Below are 16,352 nucleotides of genomic sequence, written 5' to 3' on the forward strand. Positions count from 1 at the left end.
ATAGAAAGCCCGTGCGCCTGCGGCAAGGATGCGTGGCATGCTTTCGCTGTCCGGGCCGGCGGGATAGAGTGACGCCATGGAATCGGTACTGGATCACCGCAGCGCAAGGGCGCTTCTGGACTGGCATATCGCGCTGGGGGCGGATGAATGCATCCAGGACATGCCGGTCAACCGCTACGAGTTGCCGGATGCAGCCCCTGTTTCGGTGCGCAAGATGGCGGCAGCCCCCGCCCCGGACACACCCGGAACGGGCGCGCCGCAGCCTGCCCGCATCGTGCCCATGGCGCAGGTCGATCCCGTGGCCGAGGCGCGTCGCGCCGCCGCGGCCGCCGCCGATCTGCCCGCCCTCCGGGAGGCGATGGAGGGGTTTTCCCTTTGCGACCTCAGGCGCGGGGCGCGCAATTTCGTCTTTGCCGACGGTATGCCCGGCGCGCGCGTCATGATCGTGGGCGAGGCGCCGGGGCGCGAAGAGGATCTGGAGGGGCGGCCCTTCGTGGGGCCGGCGGGTCAGTTGCTGGACCGCATGCTGGCCGCGATCGGGCTGGCGCGCGGTTCCGATCAGGTGGACGGGTCTGTCTACATCACCAATGTCCTGCCTTGGCGGCCGCCGCAAAACCGTGACCCCGAAGCTGCAGAAATCGCCATGATGCGCCCCTTCCTCGAGCGGCATATCGCGCTGGCGCGCCCCGAGATCCTGATCCTGATGGGCAATCACGCCTGTGATGCCCTGTTGCAGCGCAAGGGTATCCTGCGCCTGCGCGGCACATGGGCCGAGGCCGCGGGTCTGCCCGCGATGCCGATGACGCATCCGGCTTATCTTCTGCGCAACCCTGCCGCCAAGCGCGAGGCTTGGGCTGACCTGCTGGCGATCCAGAACCGTTTGGCACGCGCTACATGATCGTCGATCCCCTGCTGCTTCTGGCCTTTCTGCCCGCCGGGCTGGCGCTGAACCTGACGCCGGGGGCCGACATGATGTTCTGCCTGGGCCAGGGAATGAGGGCCGGTGCGCGGCCTGCCATCGCGGCCAGCGGAGGAATCGCGATTGGCGGTCTCTGCCATGCCGCGATTGCGGGGCTGGGCCTCAGTGCCCTGATCGCGGCGATGCCTGGCGCACTGGACGTGATCCGCTGGATCGGGGTCGCCTATCTGCTTTTTCTCGCTGTGCAGGCGTTGCGCGTGGGGCCGATCGAGATGGCCGAGGCGCGCCAGATACGCCCCCGCGCGGCCTTTCGCGCATTCCTGCACGGTCTGGCGGTGAACCTGACCAATCCCAAGGTGATCCTCTTCGTGCTGGCCTTCGTGCCGCAATTCGTGGACCCCGCCCGTGGTGCGGTGCTGGCGCAGTTCCTGATCTATGGCGCGGTTCTGTCCCTGGGCGGTTTCGTGATCAACGGTGCGGTGGGCGTCTTTGCCGCAGGGGTTGCGGGCCGTCTTGCGGGCAATCTGCGGTTGGCCCGGCTGCTGGGATGGATCAGCGCCGGGATATTCACTGGCCTCGCCCTCAGGCTGGCCCTGATGCAGAAAGGATGATCCATGTCGCGGATCGATGAGAGCAAGGAATTCGTGCCGGTACGGATCGCGGTTCTGACCGTGTCGGACACGCGCGCGGCTGCGGATGACCGGTCCGGCGATACGCTGGTCGAACGTTTGACGGCGGCGGGGCATGTTCTGGCTGTACGTGCAATTATCCGCGATGAACGCGCCGATATTGCGCAACAATTGCGCGAATGGATTGCTGACCCCGCAATTGACGTGATCATTTCGACGGGTGGCACCGGCCTGACCGGGCGTGATGTGACGGTCGAGGCGCATCGCGACGTCTATGAAAAGGAGATCGACGCCTTCGGCACGGTCTTCACCATCGTGTCGATGAAGAAGATCGGCACAAGCGCCGTGCAAAGCCGCGCGACGGCGGGTGTGGCGGGGGGCACCTACCTGTTTGCGCTGCCCGGCAGCCCCGGTGCCTGCCGTGATGCCTGGGACGAGATTTTGGCGCTGCAGCTGGATTACAGGCACCGTCCCTGCAACTTCGTCGAGATCTTTCCGCGCCTCGAGGAACACAAGCGACGGAAATAGGGTTCTGTTGCGTATCAACGGCTGATGACGCGGCGTCACGGGCTTGTGGCTTGGCAAGTGTTGCGATCCCGCTAGGCTATGCGGCCGGGGCTTGACCCCTGAATGCAAGGATCGAATGACGATGCGGTTTCTGCGCCGGGGCCTGAGCGGCCTTTTCCTGATCTTCCTGACGCTGGCCCTTCTGGTCATGGCAGGGCAGACCCTGCGCGAGGCCGTGCAGGACCGCCTGTCGCGCGAAGCCCGGATGCCCGAAGCGCGCGAGCGGCTTTTTTCCGTGAACGTGGTCGCGGCCGAGGCGCAGGATGTGATCCCGGTGCTGACCGCCTATGGACAGGTGCAAAGCCGCCGGACGCTTGAAATCCGGGCCGCGACGGGCGGCGCGGTGCTACAGATCGCGCCCGAATTCGTCGAAGGCGGCAGCGTGCGCGAAGGGCAGGTGCTGGTGCGGATCGATCCTGCCGCGGCACAGGATGCGCTGGCGCGGACGCAGGCCGATGCACGCGACGCCACCGCCGAGGCGCGCGATGCGGCCGTGGCGCTGGATCTGGCGCGCGCCGAATTGGTCGCGGCCGAGGATCAGGTTGCCTTGCGCGAACGCGCGGCCTTGCGGCAGCGCGACATCGCGGCGCGCGGGGTCGGGTCTGATGCGGCGGTGGAAACCGCCGAACTGGCGGCAAGTGCGGCGCGTCAGGCGGTTCTGACCCGTCGCCAGGCGATCGCGCAGGCCGAGGCGCGGCTGGCCCAATCCGCAACCCGGCAGGAGCGCGCGGCCATCGCCCTGGCCGAGGCCGAGCGACGGCTGGAGGATACGGTGATCCGCGCCCGGTTCAGCGGTGTTCTGGGGGGTGTCAGCCTGGTCGAAGGCCGCCTGGTGTCGGCCAATGAACAACTGGGTTTGCTGATAGATCCAGACAGTCTTGATGTGGCCTTTCGCGTCTCGACCGCGCAGCATGGCCGGTTGCTGGATGGGCAGGGGCGTCTGGCCGATCTGCCGGTCCGGGTGCGCCTTGATGCCTTTGGCCTGGAACTGGAACGCGCGGGCCGTCTGACCCGTGACAATGCGACGGTGGCCGAGGGGCAATCGGGGCGGCTGATCTATGCCGCGCTGGATGATCCGGGCGGTTTGAAGCCCGGCGATTTCGTGACGGTCGAGGTGGACGAGCCTGCATTGACCGACGTGGTGCGCCTGCCGGGGTCTGCGATGGACAGCGCGGGCACCGTTCTGGCGCTGGGCGATGGCGACCGGCTCGAGGTGCTGCCAGTCACCTTGCTGCGTCGGCAGGGCAACGACATCCTGGTGGCCGCCGCAGGGCTTGAGGGGCGCGAGATCGTGACCCGGCGCACCCCGCTGCTGGGGGCAGGCATCGGCGTGCGACCGTTGCGCGCCAAGGATGCGCAGGACGATCAGGCGCAAGCAGCCCCGACGGCGCCGGAACTTCTGGAACTGACAGCCGAGCGGCGCGCCCGCCTTGTGGCCTTCGTCGAGGGCAATACCCGCATGCCCGCCGAGATGCGCAACCGGCTGCTGGCGCAGCTGCAGGAAGATCGCGTGCCGGCCGCCGTCGTGCAGCGGCTTGAACAGCGGATCGGGGGCTGAGCGGGATGGTGCGCGGCATCCCCCCCGTCGCCGGTGGCATCCTGTCCTATTTCACGCGGCACAGGACGGCCGCGAACCTGCTGCTGGTGCTGATGGTCGTGGCCGGGCTGGCCGCCGCGCCCAACATGCGCGCGCAGTTCTTTCCCGATGTGGTCGTCGATGACGTCACCGTCAGCGTGGCCTGGCAAGGGGCCGGGGCCGAAGACGTGGACAATGCCATCGTGCAGGTGATGGAACCGGCGCTCTTGTCGGTGGAAGGGGTCGCGTCGTCGTCATCCTCCAGCCGCGAGGGGCGCGCGTCGATCCGGCTGGAGTTCGAACCCGGTTGGGACATGGGCCGCGCCGCCGAGGATGTGCAGGCCGCCGTGGATCAGATCACGACCCTGCCCGACGAGGCGGAGGAGCCGCAGGTGCAGCGCGGCATCTGGCGTGATCGCGTCACCGACGTGGTGATCACCGGCCCGGTCGGGGTGGACCAGTTGGCGCGCTTTGCCGATGAACTGGTGACGCGGCTTTTCGCGGAAGGCATCACGCGGACCACGGTGCGCGGTGTGGCCGCGCCGGAAACGCTGGTCGAGGTCGCGTCGGTCAAGTTGATGGCGCATGACATTTCCATCGCCGAGATCGCGGCCGTCATCGCGGCCGAGGTGACGGCCGACCCCGCCGGCGATGTGACCGGTGCGAATGCGCGGGTGCGCACGGGGTCGGGCCGCACCGCGCCCGACCAGATTGCGCAGATCGTGCTGCGGTCGAACCCGGACGGATCGGTTCTGCGGCTGTCGGACGTGGCGCAAGTCGAAAAGCTGGGCGTGGACCGCGAGCGGGGGTATTTCGTGGGCGACAACCCGGCCATGACGATCCGCGTCGATCGCTCGGCCAGTGGTGATGCGATCCGCGCGCAGGCGCAGGTCGAAAAGGCGGCGGCGGCATTGCAGGCCACGCTGCCTGCGGGCGTGACGGTCGATCTGATCCGCACCCGTGCCGAACAGATCACGGGACGTCTGGACCTGCTCATCTCGAACGGGTTGACGGGTCTGGCGCTGGTGGTGGGGCTGCTGTTCCTGTTCCTGAACGCGCGCACCGCCTTCTGGGTGGCGGCGGGTATCCCGGTGGCGATGCTGGCGGCGATCGCGCTGATGTATGGCTTCGGGCTGACGCTGAACATGATCAGCCTGTTCGGGTTGATCATCACGCTGGGGCTGGTGGTGGATGATGCCATCGTGGTGGGCGAGCATGCCGATGCGCGCTACCGCATGGGAGAGCCGCCTGTCGTGGCCGCCGAGAATGCCGCGCGGCGCATGGCGATGCCGGTTTTCGCCGCGATGCTGACCACGGTGATCGCCTTTTTCGGGCTGGTCGTCGTGGGCGGGCGCATGGGCACGCTGATCGCCGATATTCCCTTTACGGTGATCGTGGTCCTTGCGGCGTCATTGGTGGAATGCTTCCTGATCCTGCCCAATCACATGTCTCATGCGCTGGCGCATGCCGTCCGGGATCACTGGTATGACCTGCCCAGCCGCGCCGTGAACCGGGGCTTCGACTGGTTGCGCGACCGGGGGTTCCGGCCGCTGATGGGGCTGGTGGTCAGGGCGCGTTATCCCGTGCTGGCGGGGGTGATCCTGCTGCTGGCGGTGCAGGTGGCCGCGCTGGTGCGGGGCGATGTGCCCTGGCGGTTCTTCAACTCGCCCGAACAGGGCAGCATCACGGGCAATTTCGCGATGCTGCAGGGCGCCAGCCGCAGCGACACGCTGGCCATGATGCACGAGATGCAGCGCGCCGCCATCGAGGTTGCCGCGCGCTACGAGGCCGAGCATGGCCGCAATCCCATCGCCTACATGATCGCGGAAATCGGCGGCAACTCGGGCCGGTCCCTGCCCGGTGCCGAGGATACCGAGGCCGATCTGCTTGGGGGGTTGTCGATCGAGATGATCGACCCGGATCTGCGGCCCTATTCGTCCTTCGCCTTCGTGGCAGATCTGCAGGACGCGGTGCAGATGCATCCCCTGGCCGAAACCGTCAGTTTCCGGGGCTGGCGGTCAGGCCCGGCGGGCGAGGCGCTGAACGTGCAGTTCTATGGCGCCACCGCAGAGGGGCTGAAGGCGGCGAGCGAGGCGCTCAAGACCGAGTTGGCGCGCTTTTCCGAGGTGTCGGCGGTCGAGGATACGCTGGCCTATGACAAGGAAGAGCTGATCCTCGAACTGACGCCGCAGGGGCAGGCCATGGGGTTTGCCATCGACGATCTGGGCCGGGTGCTGCGGCACCGGCTGAACGGGCTGGAGGCCGCGACCTATCCCGAGGGGCCGCGCAGCGCCGCGATCCGGGTGGAACTGCCCGGCGATGAGCTGACCGGCGATTTCATGGAGCGGATGCTGCTGCGCGCGCCATCGGGCGCTTATGTGCCGCTGGCCGATATCGTCAGCGTCGCGGCGCGGGCCGGCTTTTCGACCGTGCGCCGGGAAAACGGCCTGCGGGTGATCACTGTGACCGGCGACATATCCGAGGACGATCCCGCCCGCGCCGCCGCCGTGATGCAGGCCCTGACGGACGAGATCCTGCCGCGCATCGCCTCCGAGATGCAGTTGGAATATCGTCTGGCGGGACTGTCGGAACAGGAGGATGCGTTCCTGTCGGATGCGCGCACCGGCCTGATCCTGTGCCTGACGGGGATCTACCTTGTTCTGGCCTGGATCTTTGCCAGCTGGACCCGCCCGGTCGTGGTGATGGCTGTCATCCCCTTCGGACTGGTCGGCACGATATGGGGCCATGCGCTGTGGGATGTGCCGATGTCGATGTTCACCATCGTGGGTCTGCTGGGGATGACGGGGATCATCATCAACGATTCCATCGTGCTGGTCACGACCATCGACGAAAAGGCGCGCGAGCGCGGCTTGGTTCCCGCGATCATCGACGGGACGGCAGACCGTTTGCGGGCCGTGATGCTGACGACGCTGACGACGGTGCTGGGCCTTGCGCCGCTGCTGTACGAGACATCGTCGCAGGCGCAATTCCTCAAGCCGACGGTGATCACGCTGGTTTACGGCCTGGGTTTCGGGATGGTGCTGGTGCTGCTGGTGGTGCCTGCGCTGATGGCGATCCAGCAGGATGTGGCGCGGCAGGTGCAAGCGTTCCGGCGCGGGCTGCGCCAGCGGCGGACCGCGCTGCCGCTCAGGCTGGTGGCGGCGTCGGGCCTTGCCTGGCTGGGTGCGACGCTTGGCATGGTGGCCTGGCAGGGTGCCTTGCCCGCCGTGCTGGCCGGGCTGATGCCGGGGCTTGCGCAGGGCACGCCCATGATGGCGGCGCTGTTGCTGTTCCTGGGGGGTATCTCAGGTGGCCTGGTGGTGGCCTTCGGCGCGATCATCCTGTGGCAGTCGCGCAAGGCGCGTGGCGCCGCGCGCGAGGCATGACCCCAAGGGCCGCGGCGCGCGGCCCGGTCAATCCCCCGGTCAATCCGACGTGCAGCCGTGAATGTCCACGGCGCGTTCGGCCCCCAGAACCGTCATCCTGAGGCCGGAGCGATCAAGCGCGAAGGCCTGCCCCGACACATGGACCAGTTCGGTCACTGCGCGCAGCGTCTGACCCTTTCGGGTGCTTTCGGTTTCGGCCACCCAGACCTGCGGATCGGCGGTTTCGACCAGAACGGTCTCGGTCCCGCCGGCGCTGGGCATGTCGATCTCGACCGAGAGGCGCAAGCCATCGCTGATCGGGCTGAGGCTGCAGGTCACGCGGCGCACATCGGCCTGCGCCGCGGTCACCGGCTGATCGGCCAGGGCGGCCCGGATCATCGCCTGCTGCGCATCGCTGCCCCTTGCGGGCAGGTCCAGCGCGAGATCGAATTCGACCGGCACGCAGATCGTGCTGCAGATCCCGATCTGCAGACGGGCCGACAGGCGGGCGGGTTGACCGGGATCCCGGGGCGCCACCAGCAGGGGCAGGACCAGTTCGTCGGCATATCCGACTGTCTGAAGGCCGTTCTGGCTGAAGACCCGGGGCGTCGGCCAGACCGGATCCACAGAGGCAAGGTTATGCGCGCCATGAAACTCCATCGCCGGGGGGATGCCCGCATCACCGGGCGCACGCCAATAGGTTTTCCAGCCGGGCGCCAGGGCAAGATGCAGTGCCACGACATGTTGTCCGCCTTCCGTGCTCCAGCCCGGCAGCACCTCGATCCGCACCATGTCGGCCGGGCTGTCGCTGCCGGCCTGCGCAGGCATGGACAGTCCCGCCACCAGAAGCAGCGGCAGAAGAAGGCGGGTGGCAAGGGAAGGATGCAAGGCGGTCATGCGTCTGGTGATGCGCGAATCTCTGCTCAAGGACAACTCACATTCGGGAGATGTTGCGGCGTTCTGACCTAACCGTGATCACCGGGCTGCGGCCTGCCCGCCGCTTTGGCAGATGCCTGCTTGCCCGTGGCTGTTTTGGGATGCAGTCTGGCAAGAGGCAGCACGGGACATATATCTGGGGCATGGACAAGGCGGATCCGACATCAGGGCAACAGGGCAAACCGGGCAGAGCCGGCAGGCTGGACCTGACCGGAAAACTGCTGATCGCCATGCCCGCGATGGAGGATCCCCGCTTTGCCCGGTCGGTCGTGTTCCTCTGCGCCCATTCCGCCGATGGGGCGATGGGGCTGATCGTGAACAAGCCCGCCGTCGATCTGAGCCTGCGCATGTTGCTGGAACAGGTATCGGTCAGTGTCGTGCCGGGGCTGGCCGACAGGCCCGTGCATTTCGGCGGGCCCGTCGAACATGCGCGCGGATTCGTGCTGCATTCGGGCGACTACCGCTCGCGCGTGACCACGCTGGAGGTGGCGGGCGGTTTCGGAATGACCGCCACGCTGGATGTGCTGGAGGATATCGGTGCGGGCCACGGACCCGCGCGCGCCATCGTGGCGCTGGGCTATGCGGGATGGGGGCCGGGGCAGCTGGAGCGTGAAATCGCGCAGAATGGCTGGCTGACCGTGGATGCCGCGGCTGAACTGGTGTTCGATACGGCCGATGCGGTCAAATGGGATGCAGCGCTGCGCCGGTTGGGTGTGGATGCGCTGGCGCTGTCCTCGGCTACGGGCCGCGCCTGACTGCGGCGCTGGCTGCGCTCCGCGCGGGGATATTTTCAGCAAGAAGAAACGGGCGGCGTCGCCTGGGGACGCGGGGCGGCGGCGCGGCGCAGGCGGTCGTTGATCGCGCGGCCCAGCCCGGTGTCGGGGATCGGGGCCACGGCGATGCGGGCCGCGCCGCGCCCGTCCAGCGCATGCAGATGCGGAAAGAGATTGGCCGCCGCCTCGGTCAGTGTGCCCGTGGGCGAAAGGTTCAGGTCGCAGTCCATCGCGCCGAAGCCCAGCATCAGTTCACCGGGGGCGGCGGAGGTTGCGTTCAGGCGCAACAGCGCGTCGGGCGCGTAATGGGATTCCATCTGACCCGGCGCCGTCAGCTTGCGCGGGGTGATGTCCTGGGCGAGGGGGTGGCCGAGGCAGGTCTCGATCTCTTCGGCGGGCAGGCCGCCGTGGCGCAGCAGGGTGGGCGCGCCCGTCAGGCCGAGAATGGTGGATTCGAGGCCCACGGGGCAGGGGCCGCCATCCAGCACGGCCTCGATCCGGCCATCGAGACCCGCCATCACATGGGCTGCCGTGGTCGGGCTGATCCGGCCCGAGGGATTGGCCGAGGGGGCGGCGACGGGGCCGCCGAAGGCCGCAAGCAGGTGGCGCGCCAAAGGATGGGCCGGCACGCGGATCGCCAGGCTGGGCAGGTCGGCGGTGACAAGATCGGACAGCGCGGAATCCGCGCGGATCGGCAGCACAAGGGTCAGGGGGCCGGGCCAGAAGGCGCGGGCCAAAGCCTCGGCCGTGTCGGACCACTGGACATGGCGGCGCGCGGCATCGGCATCGGGCACATGCACGATCAGCGGGTTGAAACGGGGCCTTCCCTTGGCCTCGAAGATGCGGGCCACGGCCAGGCTGTTGCGCGCGTCGGCACCCAGCCCGTACACCGTCTCGGTGGGAAAGGCGACCAGACCACCCGCCGCCAGGAGACTGGCGGCGCGGGCGATACCGGCCTCATCGGGGGCAAGCAGTTCGGTGCTGGTCATGCTGTCTTGTCCAATGACGCCGCGTTTCTGTTGAAGGCCGCCGCGCTTGGGTTCACGTTGCGGAAACACCGTTGCATACAAGTGCCGTGCGTCTTTGCCAAGCTTCCGGCTGCAGGGCCGTGGCGAGGATCCGACGGCCTGAAGGAGACGACCGATGACCTACCGCGCCCCTGTCGAGGAATTCCGCTTCATCTTCAACCATGTGGCCGATTTTAGCCGTGTCGTCGGCACGGCGCGTTTCGCGGATGCGACGGCCGATGTGACCGATGCGATCCTCATCGAGGCGGGCAAACTGTGCGAGGACAAGCTGGCACCCTTGCAGCGCACCGGCGATCTGCATCCCGCGCGGCTGGAAAACGGCAAGGTCCGCACCACGCCCGGTTTCGCCGAGGCCTATGCGGCCGTCGCCGAAGGCGGCTGGGTGTCGATCGCGGCGAGCCCCGCATTCGGCGGCATGGGCCTGCCGATGACCGTGACCACCGCCGTCAACGAGATGATGAGCGGCGCCTGCCTGTCTCTGCAACTGAACCCCTTGATGACGCAGGGCCAGATCGAGGCGCTGGAGCATCATGCCAGCGACGCGATCAAGGCGCTTTACCTGCCAAAGCTGGTCACCGGCGAATGGTGCGGCACCATGAACCTGACCGAACCGCAGGCGGGCAGCGACGTGGGGGCCCTGACCACCAAGGCAGTGCCCAACGGCGACGGGACCTATGCGATCACCGGGCAGAAGATCTACATCAGCTGGGGCGACAATGATTTCAGCGCCAATGTCTGCCACCTGGTGCTGGCGCGGCTGCCCGATGGTAAGCCCGGCACCAAGGGGATCAGCCTTTTCCTGGTGCCCAAGCTGATCCCGGATGCCAGGGGCAATCCGGGGGTGGCCAACAGCCTGAAGGTGGTGAGCCTTGAGCACAAGATGGGCCTGCATGGCAGCCCGACCTGCGTGATGCAGTACGAGGGTGCGACCGGCTGGCTGATCGGACATGAACATGACGGCATGGCCGCCATGTTCACCATGATGAACAACGCCCGCCTTGGCGTGGGGTGCCAGGGGATCGGCGTGGCCGAGGCCGCCACCCAGCATGCGCTGGCCTATGCGGCGGATCGGCGGCAGGGGCGCACGCCGGTGGGCGAGGGGCGCGGGCCGATCCTGGATCATGCCGATGTGCGCCGGATGCTTCTGACCATGAAGGCCGAGACCTTCGCCGCGCGGTCGATCGCGCTGGCCTGCGCCGTTGCGATCGACCTGGGGACCGCCACGGGCGAGGCCGAATGCAAGGCGCGCGCGGCGCTGCTGACGCCCATTGCCAAGGCGTTCGGCACGGATGTGGGCATCGGCGTGGCCGAGATGGGTGTGCAGGTGCATGGCGGCATGGGCTTTGTCGAGGAAACGGGTGCCGCGCAGTTCAGCCGCGATGTGCGCGTGACCGCGATCTACGAGGGGACCAACGGCATCCAGTCGATGGACCTTGTGGGGCGCAAGATGATGGACGGGGGCGAGGCTGCGTTCCGCCTGCTGGACGAGATCGAGGCCCATGCCGAAACCGCCCGCACCATCCATCCCGTCATGGCCGAAAAGGTCTGGCAGGCCACCGAAACCCTGCGCGAGGCGGTGGAGTGGCTGGTGGCGCAATCCGACATGACGACCCGTTTCGCCGGATCGGTTCCCTTCCTGCGGGCTTTCGCGCGGGTGCTGGGGGCGCATTTCCATCTGAAGGCGGCCTTGGCCGAGGGGGGCGAAGGCCCACGGGTCAAGCTGGCGCGGTTCTACGTGAACCGTCTTCTGCCCGAACACCAGGCGCTGCTGGTGCAGGCGATGGCCGGGGCCGAGGATCTCTATGCCATGACAGATGCGGAGCTGTGCGCGTGATGGACGGCACGGGCGGCGGCATCCGGTATCCATGGGAGGCCGCCCCGGCGACCGGAGAGACGGTGCAGGTGGCAGAGGGCATCCTGTGGATCCGCCTGCCGCTGCCGATGGCGCTGGATCACGTCAACATCTATGCGCTGGACGAGGGTGATTACTGGACCATCGTCGACACGGGCGTGCATTCGCGCAAATCGGTCGCCCTGTGGGAAGAGTTGCTGACAGGCGCGCTGGGCGGCAAGCCCGTGGGCCGGGTGATCCTGACGCATCACCATCCCGATCACGTCGGCATGGCCGGTTGGCTGATGCAGCACCAGGGCGCCGCGCTGTGGACAACGCGTACGGCCTGGCTGATGGCGCGGATGCTGATCCTTGATGCCGAGGACCGGCCCAGCCCGCAGGCCCTGGCCTTCTGGCGCAGAGCGGGGATGGATGCGGAGATCTATGCGAAACGCAGCAGCGAGCGGCCCTTCAACTTTGCCGATATCGCGCATCCCTTGCCGGTGGGCTATCACAGGGTGCAGCAGGGCGACGTGATCCGGTCGGCGGGGCGCGACTGGGACGTGCATATCGGCGCGGGCCATGCGCCCGAGCACCTGACGCTGTGGAGCAGGGACTGCAACCTTGTCATCTCGGGCGATCAGATCCTGCCCTCGATCAGCCCGAATATCGGTGTCTACGCGACCGAGCCCGAGGCCGACCCGCTGGCCGACTGGCTGGAGGCCTGCGAGCGGCTGGGCCAGTTGGCGCGCGAGGATCACCTGGTGCTTGGGGGACACAAGCTGCCGTTCACGGGCCTGCCGTTCCGCATGCGCCAGTTGATCGACAACCATCACGGCGGCTTGCGTCGCCTGCTGGCGCATCTGGATCAGCCGCGCGTGGCGGGTGACTGCTTTGCCCCGCTGTTCAAGCGGCGCATCGATGCGGGCACCTATGGGCTGGCGCTGGTCGAGACGGTTGCACATCTGAACCATCTGCATAGACTCGGCCAGGTGACGCGGGTGGCGCGCGAGGACGGGGCCTGGCTCTGGCAGGCGGTGCGCTGATCCCCCGGTTCAGGGAAGGGCGCTGCGATGGAAACCAAGATCAGCACCGTGGCCGAGGCGAACGAGCGGGATCCGCTGATGCCGCGCCGCTGCGACCTGCGCGCCGATGCGGATGAGGCGGCTGTCGGCAAGCTGGTCGAGGATCTGGACGCCGTCGATATCGCCGACAAGAGCGAGGCCGAATGGGCCTATGAACGGCTGGTGATCTATATCCAGGAGTTCGAGGATCAGCTGGACAATCAGCACGAGGTTGCCATGGGCTTTGCCGGCAGCGAGGCTGGTATCCTGCAGATCGAGGGGATGGGCTTTTTCGACCCCGATATCCTGACCTTCTACGGCACGGACGAGGATGGCGTGCCGACCCAGCTGATCCAGCATGTCAGCCAGTTGAGCGTGATTCTGCGGGCCATGCCCAAGGCCACCGAAGAGGAGCCGCCCAAGCGCATCGGTTTCCGCCTGGCACGGCGTCTGGACAAGGGCTGAGGTGTCGCACAGGGTCAAAATTCGGCCTGCTGCGCCGTTTTGACTGGATGACACGCGGAAAAAATTGCGGTATCCGCTGCCCAGACAGGTGCCGGACCGGCACAGGACACCCAAGCAGAGGAAGACCCCGATGGCCGAACACAAGCATGGCGAGATGAACGTTGAAGTGCAGGAAAAGACCTTTGAGGGCTTTGTGACCTTCACCATCCGGTCCGTTATGGTGATCATCGGCATCCTGCTGTTCATGGCGCTGGTCAACAGCTGATCCGAAGGCTTTCGGGCCGTCGGGCTGTCAGGGGTTACTGATGTCTGTGTCGCGCATCATTCTGGCCCTTGGGCTGGTCGCAGCAATCGGCGCCTGTGCGCCACAGCCCGAACCTGCCCAATCGCTGCCCGATGACCAGATCGCGGCGCAGGTCTATCGCCACGACGGACCGCCCTCGTTGACCCTTTACACGATGGTCAACAATTCCAACGGTTCTGGGGCACATACGTCATTGATGGTGAATGGCAGCCAACGGGTCATCTTCGACCCGGCCGGCTCGTTCCGTCATCCGCGCATCGCCACGAAGAATGACGTGGTCTATGGCGTGACCCCGGTGATGGAAGACACCTATACACGGTTTCATGCGCGCGAGACCTTCCATGTGATCGTGCAGCAGGTCGAAGTCCCGCCCGAGGTAGCCGAAGATGTGCTGCGGCGCATCCTGGTCGCGGGGCCCGTGCCGCGTGCGCAATGCGCGCTCAGCACCTCCAGCCTGTTGCGCGATGTGCCGGGGCTGAACGGTGCGATCCGCACCACGTGGTTCCCCAACCAGCTGGCCGAACAATTCGGCAATCTGCCGGGGGCCACGACACAACGCCTTTACGAATACGACGATGCGGATCGGTTCAAGGCGTTGGAATCCTTCGATCCCGATCGTGTCCGTGCCTCGCGCGAGGCGCAGGAGGCGGCCAAGGCCGAGTGATCCCCGCCCGGCAGGCTGATCTGTGCGGCCTGTCCGCTCAGCCCATCAGGTAGAGCAACAGATAAAGCATCCCCGCGCCTGAAAAGATCGCGGCCAGCACGTTCTTGGTCAGATAGCCGACGACAAGCGTGGTCAGCGCGGCGGTCAGCCTTGGCAGGTCCAGCACGCCATCCGTGGCACCCGGCCAGACTACCAGCGGCGCGACAAGCCCCGGCAGCACCGCCACGGCGGTATAGCGCAGGTGGCGCATGATCCAGTCGGGCATCGGACGGTTGCCGATCAGCCCGAGGAAGGCAAAGCGCAGCGCGAAACTGCCTAGCCCCAGCAGGATGATCACGGTCCAGAGGGTTCCCTTGGCGATGATCGGATCGGTCATGTCCGTGCCCTCCGGTCCATCCAGAGTTCGACCTGCGCGCCCACCATCATCCCGCCGATTCCCGCGATGATCAGGCCAAGGTTGAAGGGCACGAAGGCAAAGCCAAGCGCCAGCACGACCGACGCGGTGGCCGCCGCCTTGTGCGCCAGGGTGCGCAGCGCAGGCGCGATCATCGCGATGAAGGTGATGGGCACGGCGAAATCAAGCGCCAGCCCGGCAGGCATCGACGATCCGATCAGCGCACCGGCGACGGTCATCGCGTACCACACCGGGATCACGGGCGTGACCGCGCCAAAGTAGAAGGCCATCTTCTGCATGGGCGTCCAGTCGCGGTTACGCTCGTATGCCAGGATCGAACAGGCATAGGACTGGTCCACCATCATGTAGGCGGCAAGCGCCCGTTGCCAGATCGGTGTGGCCCCCAGATGCGGCGTCAGCGAGGCCGAATACATCGCCATGCGCAGGTTCACCGCCAGCGCCGAGGCCAGGACGATCACGGTTGGCGCGTTTTCCTGCATGAGTTGCAAGGCGGTGAACTGTGCGGCACCGGCAATCACGACCACGGAAAAGGCCAGCGTTTCCCAGACGTTCAGGCCCGCTTCGGTGGCGACAACGCCGAACAGCAGGGCAAAGGGCGCCACGACAAGGATAAAGGGCAGCCCATCGCGGACGCCCTCCCAATAGGCGGAATGTGGGGTGGTGACGGTCATCTGGTGCCTTCGGATCAGGGCGTGACACACCCCTAAGCGGTGCCAGAGGGAGATTCAATTCCCGATAGGTCAGGGCAGGTGCGCGGGGCCAAGGCCGTTTGCATGCGGGGCTTCAGGCGGTCAGTCGAAAATTCCGGCCACGCGGCCCAGCAGCATGAAGGCGCGGGCGGTGCGGGTGTTGGACAGGTCCGAGATTTCGGCATCCGTGGCGTCGCGTTCGAATTCGGTGAACATCTTGTCGAATCGGCGCAGGAAATGATGGGCCGCATCGCGGAAGATCGGATCCTGCTTCATCCGCCCGACGGTCAGCGCCAGCGAGGAACGATCCCTGATCCCGCCCAGCGCGGCGATGGCGCGCCCGCGTTCGCCACCGGCGAAGCGGCGCCAGATTTCGGGCCGGGCCATGTCGGGGCGCAGATCATCCATGTAGATGCCATCCTGCGACAGCAGCGTCAGCACATCCTGGCTGGCCTGCACAAGCTGTGCCGCCTGACGGTCGCGCAGCGCCTTGCGCAGGGCGGCAAAGCCTTCCTCGTCCTCGGCGGTTTCGGGAAAGTTCAGCGCGCGGATGAAATCCTCGCGCGACAGGGGCGGGCCGATTTCCTCGGCAGGGGTGCCAAGCGGCAGCGCGGCCTGATCCTCGGGGGCAGCCTTCGCCTGCGCCTCTGGCCTTGGGCGCAGCGGCACGCCCTGCGGACGGCTCGAGGTGAACTTGGCCAGTTCGGTTTCGGTCTTGCGGGTTGCGGCCGCGATTTCATCCAGCTTGCGGGCGACCGAGGGTTCGGTGCCCAGCACGCGGCCCTGGGATTGCGCCACATAGGCCTGGCGGATCGCGTCGATCGCGGCTTGCAGGCGCTGGCTTTCCTCGCGCATCACGCGGCTGGCCCGCGCGGCGGTGGCGGCAACCCAGATCATCGCGACGGGCATGAACATCGCCAGCATGGTCATCATGAAGCGCAGCGCGCCGCCCTCATCCGGTGCCTCCGCAGAGGGGACCATCATGAAGAACAGCCCGCACAGAAGCAGCCAGACGAAAGACAACGCAATCGCGACCACCTCGATCGAGGTGATCTGCGCCGTGCGCGCACGGTCATAGATCCCGAGCGGGGTCGATTTGCCGTCGTTCCTGCCAACCATTGAACCAG

The 16,352-nt window shown here is 67.0% G+C and carries 16 protein-coding genes; 11 read left to right on the forward strand and 5 right to left on the reverse strand.

The window, feature by feature from the left end; genetic code table 11:
• The first annotated feature begins 76 nt into the window (after positions 1-76).
• The 5 genes from ACMUJL_RS14690 (at position 77) to ACMUJL_RS14710 (ending at position 7,077) form a co-directional block, all read left to right on the forward strand.
• Positions 77-898: a uracil-DNA glycosylase gene (locus tag ACMUJL_RS14690; protein ID WP_375573204.1), complete on the forward strand. Its 822-nt coding sequence runs from the start codon at positions 77-79 to the stop codon at positions 896-898.
• Positions 898-1,530 carry a LysE family translocator gene (locus ACMUJL_RS14695; RefSeq protein WP_375573887.1) on the forward strand — a complete coding sequence of 211 codons (633 nt, stop codon included), beginning with the start codon at positions 898-900 and terminating at the stop codon, positions 1,528-1,530. Before ACMUJL_RS14690 ends, ACMUJL_RS14695 begins: the two co-directional genes overlap by 1 nt.
• A gap of 3 nt (positions 1,531-1,533) precedes the next feature.
• Entirely contained in the window at positions 1,534-2,076 is a 543-nt protein-coding gene (gene moaB / locus ACMUJL_RS14700; RefSeq protein ID WP_375573202.1) for a molybdenum cofactor biosynthesis protein B, read from the forward strand.
• Positions 2,077-2,197: 121 nt separating this feature from the next.
• Positions 2,198-3,673, forward strand: a complete 1,476-nt coding sequence (locus tag ACMUJL_RS14705) for an efflux RND transporter periplasmic adaptor subunit (protein WP_375573885.1) — start codon at positions 2,198-2,200, stop codon at positions 3,671-3,673.
• 5 nt (positions 3,674-3,678) lie between these two features.
• Entirely contained in the window at positions 3,679-7,077 is a 3,399-nt protein-coding gene (locus ACMUJL_RS14710; RefSeq protein ID WP_375573200.1) for an efflux RND transporter permease subunit, read from the forward strand.
• A gap of 39 nt (positions 7,078-7,116) precedes the next feature.
• Here the strand turns inward: ACMUJL_RS14710 and ACMUJL_RS14715 are convergent, their stop codons facing one another.
• Positions 7,117-7,953 (reverse strand): protein-disulfide reductase DsbD domain-containing protein, encoded by an 837-nt coding sequence (locus ACMUJL_RS14715; protein WP_375573198.1) that lies wholly within the window; start codon positions 7,951-7,953, stop codon positions 7,117-7,119.
• 182 nt (positions 7,954-8,135) lie between these two features.
• On the opposite strand from ACMUJL_RS14715, the gene ACMUJL_RS14720 reads away from it, so the two are divergent.
• Complete coding sequence (locus ACMUJL_RS14720; protein WP_375573196.1) at positions 8,136-8,747, forward strand: YqgE/AlgH family protein; 612 nt, start codon at positions 8,136-8,138, stop codon at positions 8,745-8,747.
• Between the two features lie 35 nt (positions 8,748-8,782).
• Here ACMUJL_RS14720 and ACMUJL_RS14725 read toward each other — a convergent pair whose 3' ends face one another.
• Entirely contained in the window at positions 8,783-9,754 is a 972-nt protein-coding gene (locus tag ACMUJL_RS14725) for an L-threonylcarbamoyladenylate synthase (RefSeq protein ID WP_375573194.1), read from the reverse strand.
• 154 nt (positions 9,755-9,908) lie between these two features.
• On the opposite strand from ACMUJL_RS14725, the gene ACMUJL_RS14730 reads away from it, so the two are divergent.
• The 5 genes from ACMUJL_RS14730 to ACMUJL_RS14750 all read left to right on the forward strand — a co-directional run bounded on the left by ACMUJL_RS14730 (position 9,909) and on the right by ACMUJL_RS14750 (position 14,121).
• The gene (locus ACMUJL_RS14730; RefSeq protein WP_375573192.1) at positions 9,909-11,627 is read left to right on the forward strand and encodes an acyl-CoA dehydrogenase; all 1,719 of its coding nucleotides are present in this window, start codon (positions 9,909-9,911) and stop codon (positions 11,625-11,627) included.
• Positions 11,627-12,670, forward strand: coding sequence for an MBL fold metallo-hydrolase (locus tag ACMUJL_RS14735; protein WP_375573190.1), 1,044 nt, complete (start codon positions 11,627-11,629; stop codon positions 12,668-12,670). Before ACMUJL_RS14730 ends, ACMUJL_RS14735 begins: the two co-directional genes overlap by 1 nt.
• 27 nt (positions 12,671-12,697) lie before the next feature.
• Positions 12,698-13,153: a DUF6173 family protein gene (locus ACMUJL_RS14740; RefSeq protein WP_068286155.1), complete on the forward strand. Its 456-nt coding sequence runs from the start codon at positions 12,698-12,700 to the stop codon at positions 13,151-13,153.
• A gap of 130 nt (positions 13,154-13,283) precedes the next feature.
• Positions 13,284-13,418 (forward strand): aa3-type cytochrome c oxidase subunit IV, encoded by a 135-nt coding sequence (locus ACMUJL_RS14745; RefSeq protein WP_375573188.1) that lies wholly within the window; start codon positions 13,284-13,286, stop codon positions 13,416-13,418.
• 40 nt (positions 13,419-13,458) lie between these two features.
• Positions 13,459-14,121, forward strand: coding sequence for a hypothetical protein (locus tag ACMUJL_RS14750; RefSeq protein ID WP_068286152.1), 663 nt, complete (start codon positions 13,459-13,461; stop codon positions 14,119-14,121).
• Positions 14,122-14,158: 37 nt separating this feature from the next.
• Here the strand turns inward: ACMUJL_RS14750 and ACMUJL_RS14755 are convergent, their stop codons facing one another.
• From ACMUJL_RS14755 to ACMUJL_RS14765, 3 genes are all read right to left on the reverse strand, one after another.
• On the reverse strand, positions 14,159-14,497 hold the full coding sequence (locus tag ACMUJL_RS14755) for an AzlD domain-containing protein (protein WP_375573186.1): 339 nt from the start codon (positions 14,495-14,497) through the stop codon (positions 14,159-14,161).
• Positions 14,494-15,207 (reverse strand): AzlC family ABC transporter permease, encoded by a 714-nt coding sequence (locus ACMUJL_RS14760; RefSeq protein ID WP_375573184.1) that lies wholly within the window; start codon positions 15,205-15,207, stop codon positions 14,494-14,496. Before ACMUJL_RS14760 ends, ACMUJL_RS14755 begins: the two co-directional genes overlap by 4 nt.
• A gap of 120 nt (positions 15,208-15,327) precedes the next feature.
• Positions 15,328-16,344, reverse strand: coding sequence for a hypothetical protein (locus ACMUJL_RS14765; RefSeq protein ID WP_068286148.1), 1,017 nt, complete (start codon positions 16,342-16,344; stop codon positions 15,328-15,330).
• Between the last annotated feature and the right edge of the window lie 8 nt (positions 16,345-16,352).

The organism is Seohaeicola sp. (assembly GCF_048006315.1).
GTDB lineage: Bacteria > Pseudomonadota > Alphaproteobacteria > Rhodobacterales > Rhodobacteraceae > Seohaeicola.

Bases quoted from the DNA above. Each gene is read 5' to 3' on its own strand.
- ACMUJL_RS14690 (WP_375573204.1), top strand. From the start codon at position 77: ATGGAATCGGTACTGGATCACCGCAGCGCAAGGGCGCTTCTGGACTGG.
- moaB (WP_375573202.1), top strand. From the start codon at position 1,534: ATGTCGCGGATCGATGAGAGCAAGGAATTCGTGCCGGTACGGATCGCG.
- ACMUJL_RS14705 (WP_375573885.1), top strand. From the start codon at position 2,198: ATGCGGTTTCTGCGCCGGGGCCTGAGCGGCCTTTTCCTGATCTTCCTG.
- ACMUJL_RS14710 (WP_375573200.1), top strand. From the start codon at position 3,679: ATGGTGCGCGGCATCCCCCCCGTCGCCGGTGGCATCCTGTCCTATTTC.
- ACMUJL_RS14715 (WP_375573198.1), bottom strand. From the start codon at position 7,953: ATGACCGCCTTGCATCCTTCCCTTGCCACCCGCCTTCTTCTGCCGCTG.
- ACMUJL_RS14720 (WP_375573196.1), top strand. From the start codon at position 8,136: ATGGACAAGGCGGATCCGACATCAGGGCAACAGGGCAAACCGGGCAGA.
- ACMUJL_RS14725 (WP_375573194.1), bottom strand. From the start codon at position 9,754: ATGACCAGCACCGAACTGCTTGCCCCCGATGAGGCCGGTATCGCCCGC.
- ACMUJL_RS14730 (WP_375573192.1), top strand. From the start codon at position 9,909: ATGACCTACCGCGCCCCTGTCGAGGAATTCCGCTTCATCTTCAACCAT.
- ACMUJL_RS14735 (WP_375573190.1), top strand. From the start codon at position 11,627: ATGGACGGCACGGGCGGCGGCATCCGGTATCCATGGGAGGCCGCCCCG.
- ACMUJL_RS14740 (WP_068286155.1), top strand. From the start codon at position 12,698: ATGGAAACCAAGATCAGCACCGTGGCCGAGGCGAACGAGCGGGATCCG.
- ACMUJL_RS14745 (WP_375573188.1), top strand. From the start codon at position 13,284: ATGGCCGAACACAAGCATGGCGAGATGAACGTTGAAGTGCAGGAAAAG.
- ACMUJL_RS14750 (WP_068286152.1), top strand. From the start codon at position 13,459: ATGTCTGTGTCGCGCATCATTCTGGCCCTTGGGCTGGTCGCAGCAATC.
- ACMUJL_RS14755 (WP_375573186.1), bottom strand. From the start codon at position 14,497: ATGACCGATCCGATCATCGCCAAGGGAACCCTCTGGACCGTGATCATC.
- ACMUJL_RS14760 (WP_375573184.1), bottom strand. From the start codon at position 15,207: ATGACCGTCACCACCCCACATTCCGCCTATTGGGAGGGCGTCCGCGAT.
- ACMUJL_RS14765 (WP_068286148.1), bottom strand. From the start codon at position 16,344: ATGGTTGGCAGGAACGACGGCAAATCGACCCCGCTCGGGATCTATGAC.